The following is a 13555-nucleotide window of genomic DNA, read 5'->3' as shown; positions in this document are numbered from 1 at the left end:
TCTTGAAGGAAGGATTGGATCTTTCATGTCCGAAGCCAGCGAGGAACTCGAAGCCGCCTATGCCAGTGGGGATCCTGCGGCGATTGAGAGGGCCGAGAAGAAGGACTTTGCTGTTGGATACAGTCGTTTAAACATGGGTGCAATGTCTGATTTAGCCTCTTACTTTGATGGCACGCAAGGTCATGAGTGATTACGCGCTTACCCATGATGAGCACGGTAAGATTCTCAATGAAAAAATCTTTCCAAGAAGTGGCTTGTTACAAAAAACGTCGTTCGATCATCCCAATGCCATCATCCTGGCAGGCCAACCGGGTGCAGGTAAGGGAGGGCTTGCCAAAGTAGCTCAGCTTGAGCTCATCGGGGATGTAGTAAAGATCGATCCAGACGAATTACGCGACTTTCATCCCCAAGTAAGAGCTATCCGCAATGCTCACCCCTACACCTGGTCCGGCTACACCCATCCCGATGCCAGTCAGTGGGCCGATGAGCTGCTGCAGGCCACCATCGAAGGCAGGAAGAACCTGATCTTCGACACCACGCTCAGTAATGGCCAGTGGAGTTCGGAACTGATCAAGGATCTGCAATCGCGCGGCTACCATGTCGAGGTGCGTGCAATGGCCGCGCACAAGCTGGAAAGCGAGCATGGGGTCGACGCAAGGTTTGCTCAACAGCTGGATCTGGAAGGTCACGGCCGCTACGTTCCCGAAGGCGCACGCGAGGCCATCTACACCAAGCTGCCGATGAGCCTGGACACCGTACATGAGCAAACCAGCGCGCCGATCCGTATTTTCAACCGCCAGGGTGCTGAGGTTTACGATAGTCGCACTGATGCACGTCCACCGGGACAGGTATTGGAGCAGGCGCGCAACGCGTGGTTCAAAGATCCTGTCGCGACACAGAAGCTCCGCGAGAGTTGGCAACAACAGGCCGATTGGCACCGTGATCTACCGGAACACGCGCAAGCGATTCCGAAATCCGATCCTGCTCTCCGAGCGAAGTTGCTCGCCGAGCATGCCGAGTTGCACGTCAGTGACGGCGTGAACAGCCGGCTGGAAGGCATTGCCACCATCGACGAACTCGTGCGGCCAGGGGCTCCGCCTGCACGCGTGCCTGTGCCGGAGCCGGAGATCCCAGGCCTGCGTCGCGCTGGGATGACAGCGGGGCTTGCGGGCTTGGGTGTTGCCGCTACCGCCTACGACGCATCACAAGCCGGAGAGCGTGTTGGCACGCTGTTGGCACAAGACAACCTCACCGCTGCACGCTCAGAAGCGTTGCACTTTGCTGCGCGAGGCGCGGGCGGCTGGGCGGGAGGCGCCGCTGCCGCTGCCGTTGTTGGCACAACCGGTGCCGGACCCGTCGCGCTGGTGGTGGCCGATGGTTATCTGTTCAGTGCTGCTGCCGACAAGGCCGCGACCTTGTGGGACAACCGCCAGATCTACACACAGACCGATAAGCAGGGCGTGAGCTGGGAGTTCAACGGCAGCCAGTGGCTTCGCCAAGAAAAAGCCGACCTGCAAGACGATGGCGTGGATACGCCACAGAAGCAGGGCATGTTCGCGCTGCCCGAAAAAGCGCGCGAGCTGAACTATCAGGCCAGTGGCGAAGCGACCGAGCAAGCGCTTGGCAAGGTGCAACCCAGTAACCCCTATGTGCAGCCATCCAGTGAGGCAGATGCTGCGCATCTTTACACACGGGATTGGCGGCATGATCCGGCAAGTGGCCAGTGGTCTCGGATGGTCGCCGACGAAGTCGATCGGAACGATCGGCCCATCTGGACGGTGGATCCAGCAAGCCCTGAGCGCAATGCCGCGTTGGACCAGCAAGCAGCCCAGGTGGTTGACGCCAACATCGCCCGAGGTCCGGCCGCAATTGCAGCAACCTATCAAGCTGCGTATCAGCGCAATGGTTGGGGGGACTTCGGCCCCGTGCCAGCGGCCGTGCAAACAGCCCTGAACCCGGACTCGTTGCAAGCCTCGGACGGCAAGCAGTATCAGCGCGATACGCAAGGTCAGTGGCGCCATGACGGCGTTGCTGCCGAAGGCAATGTCCCGCTGGAACTCAATGCAACGCGCGAACGCTTGCAACCGGCATTGGAGCAGCACGCGCAGGCGTTGGCACAGATGCCGGCAAGGCAAACGCCAACGCCACAGCAACAAGACCAGGCCAACACCGAGGCGACCTATGCCGCCTATGGCGTTGCGCCCAATGGCCAGACTGCGGACGCGATCCAGCTTGCTGTGCAAAAAACCCGTGAGGCAAACGGGATTGATGCCGCGACCAGCTCTTTGGCGTTGGAGCGTGATGCGACCGGCCAATATTCGGTGGACAGCCCCATCCAGCATCTGAGCCGTGGTGCTGATGGTCTGGTGCGCGTCGCAGCAACCACCAGCACCGCCGACATCCATCAGGCACTCGGCGAGGTGCAGTCACTTCGGCAGGAGCAGCCCCCTTCGGCCGGTGCACCAGACCTGCGCATTGATGCGCAATCGCCACAAGAACGCGATGCTTACGAGCAAGCGTTGCGGGAGGCCAATCGGCAAGGTGTGTCCACGCAAGAAGCGCAACAGGTCGCAAGCTTTGCGGCGACAGCTGTTACCGCCCCGCATGTGGACGAAACCCGAGCGCCTCAGGCAGCCATTGATGCGCAGAGGGATAGAGACGTTGCACGCGCTGCTGAGCAGCCTGCTGTAGCAGAGGCCGGCACACCTGCTCCGGTCGTGATGCCTGTCCCCGTCAACGCGCCTCTGCCAGAAGACGCGCGCCCGGTCGTCAAGCCTGCCGAGCCGAAGCCCGAACCTGTCCAACAACGCAAACCACAAGAGACCCAAGCGCCTGAGGTTGCCGCACCCCCGACAGCCGGCGCAGTCCAGCCTAAGGCGGAGGCATGGGTTCCAACGGCGGCGAGCGCGTCTGCGCCGAGTGCCGGGCCCGCATCATCCGCTTCGACCTCTGCCGATCAAGCGCCTACTCAGGCCACTGTGCCGACGCAGCCGCCGGCATCAAGTGAGGTGGAAGGGCTGCGCCTCGGCGACCGAGGGCAGGAGGTCGAGTTCTTGCAGTATCGCTTGCAGCAAATAGATGCCCGGGGTCCAAACGGTCAGGCCGTGCCGCAAGACGGGCACTATGGTCCAGAGACCGAACATGCCGTGAGGCAGTTCCAGCAAGACCAAGGGTTGCCGGCAACAGGCGTTGCCGGCCAAGACCTGGATGCGGCGTTGTCCCAGGCACAAAGCGCGCGCCGAGATGCCTTGAAACCCGCAGCGCCGACACTGGCAAATGGGCCGGTGGAGCAGGGCAGTGAGCAGCAAGCCCGAGTAGGCACGCCACAGAACGATGCGCCATCGGCTGTTCCATTGCAGGCAGAGCAGCAAGAGGCGGTGCGAGCGCCGTCGCCGGCAATTCCAACGCAGAGCGAAGTGCCGGCACAGATCGTCTTGCCGGAGCGCCAACCCGCTGCCTATGCGTCATCGCCAGGTTTGGGTGGGACAACTGCCCGCTCTAACGCACACGAACACAATGAGGATCGGGTCGAGCAAGCAAGGCCCTTCCAAGATGCCGCTCAGCAGGCGTTTTCCTCTGATCATCGGGATTATGCGTTGTTCTCCGCCATCCAGGCGCAGCTCCCGAAAGGCACCTCCGATGAGAAGACCGCTGAGGTATTGCATGCCGTCAAAGAGTCAGGGATCGAACGTGCGGCTGAACTCCGCAAAGTGATCGTCCAAGATGATGTCGCCTTTGTCTTTGGCAAAACGCCCGGCTTTCACTCGGAAACCCCGCTCAACACGCCGTCGCCCGGCATCAATGAGACCTTGCAGAAGACAGAGGCATTGGATCAGCAGCGGGTGCAGGAGATGGTGCAGTTCCAGCGCGAACGCGAAGAAATCGACAAGAACCCGACAGGCCCCGTCATGACGCTTGCTGCCCACTCTCAGCAGCAGGTGATGTCTGGCGGCGATGGGGGAAGTGGTGGTGATGGGGGCGGTGGCTGACGCATTGAGCGTAGGATTCATGCTTTGACCGAGCAATGTGTGGCTGCGCTTTGCGCAACGCACCTTCGCTTGACGCAAGCCTTGGTTGCTGAAAAAGCAATAGCGTGGAGCTTGCGAACTTAGGTTTGGCGCCGATGCCAACGCCAGATCAACAAAATGCAAATGTAATTTTAATGTCTGCGTGGGTAGCCTCAGCCCACACAAGTTGTGCAGTAGATCCCGAAGTGTAGGTGCTATGGATAGCGAGTCAGGTCAGACGGATGACGCAGAACAACCGCTCTTTCGCAAGCGAAAGGGGCCGGAGACAACTTCCACACTCGGCGACCTAAAAGATGCGTTTCCTTCGTCCATCCGGATCTGGATTGGCTGTGGGTGTGCGCTTTTCCTCTTGCTGGCCACGTTTGTTCTGACCGCGTCTTACTCCAAGCGGGAGCACGTGTCTGGCCAGATCATTTCGACGCATGGGCGAGTGGATATCCGCAGTGGAACGCCTGGCCTCATCCTGTCGACGACATTGAAGCCCAATGCCTTGGTCAAGAAGGGCCAAGTGCTTGCGGAGCTGTCAGCCGACATCACCGACGAAGCGGGTCGCTCTTTGTCCGATGAGACGATCAAGCGTGCGCTCACCCGATCAGAAGAGCTGACCAAGGAGCAATTACAGACGCATGACTTTTCTGGCCAGCGCGAGCGGGAACTGACGCGTCAAGTCGAAGAAACGACCGGCGCGATGCAGGAAGTCGCTCGCAAGATCTCAATCTTGGAAAAGAAATACGCCAAGAACAAAGAACTCTTGAAGACCATTGAGCCGCTGCTTGCTGAGAAGTATGTGTCCAAATACACCTACCTCACCTACGAAAATGCTCTCTTGGATGCAGAAGCGGAGATCCAGGATGCCCGCGCGCAGCAGTCCACACTTCGTAATCAGCGTGCCGCATTGCTGGGTGAAATCACCGAGATAAAGACAACCGCCAGCAGACAAGCGAGTGAGATCGAGCGTGAGAAGTCCACGATCGAAGATCAAGTGGCCAGAGCCAAGTCCGACCGGCTGCAAACCATCACTTCACCCTTGAGCGGCACCGTTGCAGCAATCTATGCATCCCAAGGTCAGCGCATTGGCACCGACTCGATCATCGCGTCCATCACCCCAAGCGAGTCGGTGTTCGAAGCTGAAATTCTTATTCCTTCCAGGGCCATCGGACATGTGAATGTCGGCACCGAGGTGCTGCTCAACATCGCCGCATTCCCGAAAGCAAAATATGGCGCCATCCAGGGGCGCATCGCATCGCTGTCGACGCAAACGAGTCCGCTCGGTGAGTTGGAGCGCCGCTATGGTCGCCAGTCACCCACCGAACCGGTTTACACCGCCAAGGTGGCCTTGCCTTCTCAAACCATCAGAGTCGCCCAAGAAGCGAAGTCCTTTCTGCCGGGGATGGAAGTGGACGCGGAACTGATCTTGGAGGGCCGCAAGATCTGGGAGTGGATGTTTGATCCCTTCCAAACCATGGGATCACGCTTGACGGGTGAAAAGCGATGAAGGACGTCTTGACACCATCAGCCAATGGCGCTGCCGAGACGGATCGCTCTGCTGAACCAAGCCTGGTGTTTTCCTCGAAGCGCCGTGTGCCGCATATCCGTCAAACGGAGTCGAGTGAGTGCGGCCTGGCCTGCATTGCGATGCTGCTCTCCTACTACGGCCATGAAACGAGTCTTGGGGAGCTTCGCAACCGCTTTACGGTGTCGACCAGTGGGGCGACGCTCGCCTCCCTGATTGAAATCGCTGACGCCAACGGACTCACGACGCGTCCGCTTCGCTTGGAGCTTTACGAACTGCCCAAGCTGTCGTTGCCTTGCATGGTTCACCTGCACCACGGGCACTTTGTCGTGCTGACGGCTGTGAGGGGAGGGCACGTGCACATCAGTGATCCCGCAACGGGCGTCAAAAAAATCAAACTCGATGAGTTCGATGAGCTTTTTAGCGGCATTGCGTTGGAAGCGCATCCCGGTCCGGCCTTCAAGAAGATCAAGAGCGTGCCATCGGTATCGCTTCGCGATCTGGCAGGCTCGCTTCGGTCCCTGGTGCCCGCGTTTTGGGGTGTGGGCATCTTGGCGCTCTTCTTGGAAGGCTGTGCGCTGATTGCGCCGCAATATCTGAGACTGACCATGGATCAGGTGCTCAGCGTCAAGGACGATGGCCTGGTCACCACATTGGCTATCGGCTTTTCGATCGTGCTCCTGGTCCAACTCGTCTTGACCGTTGCCAGGAAGTGGACCTTGCTGTGGATCTCTTCGACCACTGGCTTACGGTGGAGCAGCAACTTGTTCCGTCACCTCGTGTCGCTACCCCAGTCGTATTTCGTAAAGCGGCACACCGGGGATATTTCAAGCCGCTTCCAGTCGATCTACTCCATCCAGCAGTCACTCACGACGAAGATGATGGAAGCGGTCATCGATGGGGTGATGTCTTTCCTCATGTTGTTGCTCTTGATGAGCTACGACGCGCCGCTTGCCTTCGCCTTGTTGGCTTTCACCATTGCCTATGTAGGTTCGCGCTACGCCTACTACGCCAAGCTCAAAGAAGCCAACCTTGATCAGATCAACATTGATGCACGCCGGCAAAGCTTGCTCTACGAAACGGTCCGAAGCATCCAGCCCATCAAGCTGTTCAACAAGTCAGCGCTCTGGGCGTCGCGCTTCACTAACTACAGCGCGAAAGCCACCAATGCAACCATCGGGGCCGAGCGTATCCGCATTGGGTTCGATTCTGTCCAGCTTCTCATCCAAGGCCTGTGCCGCATTTTCGTGATCTGGGAGGGCACACGGCTGGTGCTCAGTGGCGATATGACGATCGGGGTGCTGACGGTCTTTTTGATCTACGCGACCCAGTTCAGCCAACGCAGCATCAATCTGGCCGACTACTTGATGCAGCTCCGGCTGCTTCGCTTGCACACCGAGCGCATTTCAGACATCACGCACAGCGAGCCTGAGTCGTTTCTGCATGGCAACGGCGCGCTGGAGGATGCTGCGCCAGCTATTGCCATTGCCAACGGCTACTTCCGCTACTCGTCTACGGACAAGTGGATCATGAGCGCTTTGCAGCTCAGGGCCCCGGCAGGCCAAGTGATTGTAATTGTCGGGAACTCAGGCGTGGGTAAGACCACACTCATCCGCGTTCTGGCGGGGCTTGAAGATCTTCAAGTTGGGGACTTCTTAGTCAATGGAGAGGATCTGCGCAAAGTCGGTAAGTCGAGCTACCGGAGCAAGGTCAGCATCGTCATGCAGGGAGACAATCTGTTGTCCGGGACGTTGTCGGAAAACATCTCCATGTTCGATGAGCACATTGATCAAGAGCGTCTTGTGCAGGCTGCGAAATTGGCATGCATCCACGACGATATTCAGCGCATGCCAATGGGCTTCAACACCAGAGTCGGCGACTTGGGAAACACGCTGTCAGGCGGTCAAAAACAACGGATCTTCTTGGCGAGAGCCTTTTACAGGCGCACCAAGTTGTTGCTGATGGATGAGCCAACGACTGGGGTTGATGAGCAGATGGGCATCCAGTTGATGAAGAACATCAAGAGCATCGGCGCGACCACGGTCGTCGTGACGCACGACAAGAATATCTCTCGGATGTGCGATATGCACTACCTCTTCGTTAACGGGAACCTGAGGCCCCTGATCAAAGAGCAGCCAAGCAGCTTTGAACAGGACAATGCAGTGGAAACAGCTGGAAAATCCAGCCAAGGATAAGTAGTAATACTTGTAAAAGTAATTCAGAGAGAGAAGCCTTATTGCGAATCAAATAGTAGAAATGATTGGATCAAAATTAAACGCACAGGATGGAGTGCTGTAATGAGAGAGCTAACAATCGAAGAGCTATTCCTAGTGGCAGGTGCAGCAGCCGCTGCGGACGTCGATCCAAGCGAGCCGCCCACTGAGTTGCCCCCCGTGGTCGTTAATCCACCTCCATCAGAACCACCAACATTGCCGCCAACACCGCCAGTTGAGCAACCCCCACCACCGCCACAAGGTGGAGGAGGGGGCAACGATGGTGATGTTTTTGTCCCGCTGGCTGCTGAAAACAGAATCGATAACGCCTTTATTGATAGCGTCGAGGGCGGGCAACAGCTAGATGCATATGTCCCCACCAATAACGGCGTGGTCATAGATCAGAGCGGAGTAACTGTGGCAACTGGAGTCGATTTGGGTGGCCAAACTACCGAAAGCCTTGCCGCGCTAGGTGTGGATCAGGCGCTTGTTACTACGTTGACGCCCTACCTTCATCTAACAGGACAAGATGCGCTGAATGCCGTTCAAAACAACCCTCTCCACATCACCGAGGCGCAGGCAGATGCGTTGGATAACGCAGTTCGATCAAACATTTTAAATACGGTTGTTAATAGCTATAACAATTCTTCCGATTATGCTGACTTTTATCAGCTGCCTGGTGGCGTCCAGACCGCCATCGCAAGTGTTGCTTACCAATACGGCCCTGGCCTTGCCACAGCAACCCCCAATTTCTGGACCCAAGTAACAACGGGACATTGGCAAGATGCTGTTACCAATCTGAACGATTTCGGTGATGCGTATGATACAAGGCGAGACAGGGAGGCCGCCCTTATTCAACAAGATATTACGAACGGCAGCGTGCCGGGTGGCGGTTAAGTGTTGACTTATAACGTGAGGTTGGAGATGAAGGCTAACAAAAGAATTGCATCAATTGCAATAATGATCTTCTCATTGTGGGGAAGCGTTTTGGCCACGGCTGCGCCTGCCAAGATTAATTCTGCGGTCCTATCGGCTTACTTTGGTCAGTCAGCAGGTGACTATATTATTCCCGGAAAACCATTGGTGCAGCAGTTTGGGGAGGCTCTGAGCGGTCCACCCAACAAAGACGTTGATGTGGGGAATGGGTTGACCTTAATATCCGGCTGCCGCTACAAGAGCTGCATTGAGAAAGGTGCAGTTGCGATCAAGAGTGATAATACGGTCGAAGCTGCTGGGCTCATTCACTTTAACTGCAAAGCCGACACCAAAAAGTCGGGCGCTTCTTGCTCAAAAAATCCCACTTTCACCTTATTTGTGCCCAGGAATAAAAAGAGCCTCGACGCAGAGATTTCTGTTCTGAGATGGGCACATGAATATGCGCCAGATGCTACTTTTGAAACGGTCACGTTGGAGAAATGAGGTTTGCATGCCAAGAGTAAGAGGCCAACAGAGGTAAATTTATCTTCAAGTGCTTCGAGTCTGCCTAGCTCTAAGTCTATGTGATCCGGGCTTGCAATGGACCGTTATTTATGGGCTGCACGGGAAATAAAAAAATGATGTTTAGGAAGAAAAGAAAGCGAAACAGTAATTTATCAATCGAAATATTGCAGGGAGTGCTGTAATGAGAGAGCTGACAAACGAAGAGTTATTTCTAGTGGCAGGTGCGGCAGCCGCTGCGGATGTCGATCCGAGCGAGCCGCCTACTGAGCTGCCGCCAGTCGTAGTTAACCCTCCCCCAAGTCCGCCTCCGACTATTCCCCCTTCACCACCAGTTGAACAGCCAGGGCCTATTAGTCCTCCAGGTGGGGGTGGCACTCCTCTTCCAACAGCGCCGGAATACGATCTCAACTTCACGCGTGCGTTGACAGCGGAAGAGTCGGCCGCTCTGGTTAAATTTGACGATGCAATCTACTTTGTTAAAGACTCTATCAGCTCGCTTCCTGATAACGCTTATATGCAAATGAGCGATGGTTCAACCGTGCAGATGTCTGAAATCAAGAGTCTGATGCTCAATGCAGACTATAAGGTAAACGAAGCGGGCACTAGCTATAGTAATGGGTTTGCGACTGGGCAGTCCGACTATAACAACGGCGACCCACAGATATCAATAAACATTGACACCATTAAGGGGTATTCCGATCTAATGGGAGGGGCGAATTTCTTGGTGATGCATGAGCTGGCACATAATGCAGCAGCTGCTCGAACCCTTTACCAAAACCTCTATCAAGATGGTTTTACCAATGCTGAGTTTAATCAAAATGAGAAATTTGCCAATGATATTGTGAGGGGTGTTGCAAATTATCTCAGCATAGGCGTGCTTGGTCCCAGTGATACAAAGGTTGTTGGTGGATATAGTGAGGTAACTCCGACTATCATTGTTCCAACCCCTTGATTTTACATTCGCGTTAAAGAGGTGCTTTCGATGTCCATAGTTAGGGTTGCCTTAAATTCGATTTGCGTGCTTACGCTCGCCGGCCTAATGGTCGGGCAGGCCCGCTCAAATGACCAGCGAGAGAGTGCTGCTAGGGCTCTATGTTCAGAAAAGTCTCAGCTTAAAGACAATTTCTATGTGGAGGGCGGGAGTGCGAATTTGGTAGTCCCCCTAGCCAAGGTAAGTAAGGTTGACAATGTCCGAGTTCATGCGATCAAAGGCACGTGCGCTCAATTTGTTGACTATTATTCTGGTGATACCTATTACCTGTCCACCAACCTAAAAATTCAGGCGAAGCCAGGGATTATTGGTGATATAGATCCTCGTCCCGAGAAGATTGGTAAGGGTAATTTTCTTGCAGCTAAAGATGGTGCGCTATCAAAGGGCGTATTGGTCGATTCAATTCTCGTATCGCCATCACACGATCACTCAGACGACAAATACGTGGGAGCCTGGGTCACTAATGGTAAAACGCGCCTCATGATGTATTCAAAAAGCAAATCAGGACTTCCGAAAAAGGGAGAGGCAATTGCCGAGATCGATGGTCAAGTAGTTTCACTGGCTCAAATCGGTGCGCTGCACAGGGTTGACCAGGGGACGCTTTATGCTTTGGTCAAGGATGACTCTTCCTTGTTGTCGGTTGCTTTAGATATTTATCGCCTGTAGATCAGGTTGAAATTGAATTGCGTGCTTATTTGAGAGGCCAGTAATGTTGGGCGTGCACAAAGGTCTTGCGGTTACATTGCTGATGGCTGTCTTCTGCACAAGCGCCATTGCGGAAGATGGAATTTCAGGGCTCGCCATGGATGAAATAGTTGGTAAAATCTATGATCCGGGTAAGCCGGTAAACTATGAAGTTTTCCGCGAAATTGGACTCCGTGATTTCCATCAGGTGAGTTCAAGTCGATCATTGAACATTGCTTTTCGCTCAAATACGTTCAAGACGCGGGATCAGTATGCGATCTCCTTCGTTGAGTTCAGGGTCCCGCCTGAACTCGATAAAGGAGTGAGTTTTATGTATATGGAGCTCGCTCCTGGGCGCTGTTATGAAGTGTCTAAGATCAAGCAGAAATTTGCGCTCACCCCATACGTCCTGCCACCCAATCCCCATGCGCCACTCGCCGACGTTAGTAAGGATGTCTTCTATAAAACAAATCTTGGTGAAACGTCGGTGTATGTAAAGGCGAGTTCGAAGGGCGAGTGCTTGCTTGGTCTCACGAGAAGTCGAAACTGATGAGGTCCGCTGGTGCTAGCCAATTAGGCATCAAATTGGTTAGCGCTAATCCGGGCCGACATCTGGGCAGGCTTCAAGACGACACTTGAAGCGCTTTAAATGCAATGAGGGCTGGAGTGAAATTTTATAAGAGTAGTGTATGGTCCTCAGCTATCGTGGCCTTTTCTATTTTAGTATCGGCCACATTCTGTGGTGACGCCTATGGTTCAGAAAAAGTGCTTGACGAACTGGTGTCGCTATTCAGTAGCGGCGTTATTGTTGAAGAGTCTCAGGTCAACAAATTAATTAGAGCCGGCAAGACCGAGATTGTCAGAGACGAGCCCCTTCGTCGTCACTATCGAGTTTCATTGAATGATCAGAAGTCCCAGGTAGCAGCGTTGAGCTTCGGCGTTCATCGCAGTGATGAAAGCTCTCAGGCTTGGACAGTAGCTGCCCTAGCTGTAATTTCTGCTGACAAAAAAGCCCGAGGCTGTGAAAGATATAGTGATATCGTTAAAAAATATGCTTTTGTGGAAGGCATACGTGAGCCTCGGGCCGTGATAAAAAATGCAGCTTGGACCCAACCAGCGACATTGACGAAAGGGCCGTATAAAATCTATGTCTCGACGACGGACGTGACCTCGCCTTGTGCTTCTGGGCTGACGGTTTCGACGAGGCTGAGTGATGGTTTGGATGCTGTCACTCAAACGTCAAGTAAATAGTGTTCATTTTTGCACCGGCCTGTGCATAACGACTGAGCTCACGCATTACATGTTCTCGTAAACAGCCCAAGGTCATTGCAAGGCAACAGCGTGATGGCACTTACGGCTCTGGTCGCTCCTTCAAGTTATTCCGAATGATGAGCAAGTAGACGAGGAGGGCGGGCACGCACGTCAGGCAGATGCCAATGAAAAACATGCCATAGCCTTGGCTTTGTCCATTGAGCGTGGTGAGATAAGCCACTGCTAGGCCTGAGAAGCCGGCAAGCACCCTGCCGAAGATGGAGTAAAAGCTGGTTAGCCAAGCGTAGTGCTCACCTGCGCGTCCAAGCGTGACCAGCTTTGACATGTAAGCAACCAGGGCTATGCCGGTATAGCTACTAGCAAGGTTTTGAAGAATAACGCTAGCCCAAAGCAGTTCAGCAGACTGCTCGTTCGACGAGAGCGATGCAAGAACGAGGAGGGCAAGGGCTTGGAGAGCTGCGCCAACAAGAATGGTCGTGCTCAAAGACATACGCTTCAAGCTTGTGCCTGCAGCCAAAATTCCGAGGAAGGCTGCTGGGATCCCAAGCCAGATATGCAGGGATCCGACCACGCTCTTTCCAATGCCAAGGGCATAGAAGAAAGGATTGATCATGGGACCCAGAAGAATGTCCGGTAGGCGATAGCAGCCGATGAAGACGACCACTGCGATCCATCCTTGGAGCGTGGAGGGTCGAAGCGACACCAACGGAGCCCCCTGCTTCTCCGCACTCGTGCGACCTGGGGTGAGGACGCTATCGGGGGCAGATCGCAGAAAGAGCGTTCCGCAGATGGGCACCAACATCAGGGGAAGCAGAAGTGCATAAGCAACTTGCCAGGACAGCCGCGCTGCGAGCAAGAACACCAGACCGTCGCTCAGCAGTAGAGCAATGCGGTAGCCAAATTGGTAGGCAGTGAGGAGATTGGCTGGCTGCTGGTGCACTGCCTCTTGTTCGATCCGGAACGCATCGACTGAGGCATCCAGGGTCGCACCGCCAAAGGCTGCTGCGATGCAGCTCAGTGCAATCAGCGGAAGGCTGCCAGCGACAACGCTCAGGACAAGGCCTAGGAGAGAGATGGCGACCATGATCGAAGACAAGACAATCCAGCCTTGACGGTGCGACATGGTGCTTCCAACGACCGGCGCACGACGTTGGTCGAGATGGCGGGCCCATAGGAATTTTAGGGAGTAGGGAAGTGCGGTCCAAGCCAAGGCACCGATGACTGCGATCGAAAGCGACTTTTCGCTGAGCCAATAGCCTAAGGTGCTGCCGATCAGCGGATAGGGCAAACCAGAACCGAAGCCCAGGAACAAAAATCCAGTCCAGGCCTTGGTCGACCTTGATGTCACTTCGTGCATAGGCTGCAACTGCCTTGTCGCTTCGGTTCGTCCATTCGTATCAAGGAAGCAACGTGT

Annotated in this window: 10 protein-coding genes; 9 read left to right on the top strand and 1 reads right to left on the bottom strand. The window is 54.9% G+C overall.

Features of this window, described 5'->3' with window-relative positions; all coding sequences use genetic code 11:
- The first annotated feature begins 167 nt into the window (after positions 1–167).
- The 9 genes from ACCQ01_RS17095 (at position 168) to ACCQ01_RS17055 (ending at position 12120) form a co-directional block, all read left to right on the top strand.
- Entirely contained in the window at positions 168–3989 is a 3822-nt protein-coding gene (locus ACCQ01_RS17095) for a zeta toxin family protein (protein WP_228432353.1), read from the top strand.
- Positions 3990–4224: 235 nt separating this feature from the next.
- Positions 4225–5523, top strand: a complete 1299-nt coding sequence (locus ACCQ01_RS17090) for an HlyD family secretion protein (protein ID WP_228432355.1) — start codon at positions 4225–4227, stop codon at positions 5521–5523.
- Complete coding sequence (locus tag ACCQ01_RS17085) at positions 5520–7736, top strand: peptidase domain-containing ABC transporter (RefSeq protein WP_228432357.1); 2217 nt, start codon at positions 5520–5522, stop codon at positions 7734–7736. Before ACCQ01_RS17090 ends, ACCQ01_RS17085 begins: the two co-directional genes overlap by 4 nt.
- A gap of 102 nt (positions 7737–7838) precedes the next feature.
- Positions 7839–8651, top strand: coding sequence for a pesticin C-terminus-like muramidase (locus ACCQ01_RS17080; protein WP_221281601.1), 813 nt, complete (start codon positions 7839–7841; stop codon positions 8649–8651).
- A 27-nt stretch (positions 8652–8678) separates the two neighbouring features.
- On the top strand, positions 8679–9173 hold the full coding sequence (locus ACCQ01_RS17075) for a hypothetical protein (RefSeq protein WP_144431282.1): 495 nt from the start codon (positions 8679–8681) through the stop codon (positions 9171–9173).
- A gap of 202 nt (positions 9174–9375) precedes the next feature.
- Positions 9376–10146, top strand: a complete 771-nt coding sequence (locus tag ACCQ01_RS17070) for a hypothetical protein (protein WP_228415117.1) — start codon at positions 9376–9378, stop codon at positions 10144–10146.
- 66 nt (positions 10147–10212) lie between these two features.
- Positions 10213–10851 (top strand): hypothetical protein, encoded by a 639-nt coding sequence (locus tag ACCQ01_RS17065; RefSeq protein WP_139328711.1) that lies wholly within the window; start codon positions 10213–10215, stop codon positions 10849–10851.
- A 43-nt stretch (positions 10852–10894) separates the two neighbouring features.
- On the top strand, positions 10895–11419 hold the full coding sequence (locus ACCQ01_RS17060; RefSeq protein ID WP_228432359.1) for a hypothetical protein: 525 nt from the start codon (positions 10895–10897) through the stop codon (positions 11417–11419).
- Positions 11420–11535: 116 nt separating this feature from the next.
- Complete coding sequence (locus tag ACCQ01_RS17055; protein ID WP_228415116.1) at positions 11536–12120, top strand: hypothetical protein; 585 nt, start codon at positions 11536–11538, stop codon at positions 12118–12120.
- Positions 12121–12220: 100 nt separating this feature from the next.
- Here the strand turns inward: ACCQ01_RS17055 and ACCQ01_RS17050 are convergent, their stop codons facing one another.
- Complete coding sequence (locus tag ACCQ01_RS17050; protein WP_228432361.1) at positions 12221–13498, bottom strand: MFS transporter; 1278 nt, start codon at positions 13496–13498, stop codon at positions 12221–12223.
- Between the last annotated feature and the right edge of the window lie 57 nt (positions 13499–13555).

The sequence above is a fragment of the Xanthomonas sp. NCPPB 4037 genome (assembly GCF_041475695.2).
Taxonomy (GTDB): domain Bacteria; phylum Pseudomonadota; class Gammaproteobacteria; order Xanthomonadales; family Xanthomonadaceae; genus Xanthomonas; species Xanthomonas campestris.
This window is presented reverse-complemented; position numbering and strand designations above follow the sequence as displayed.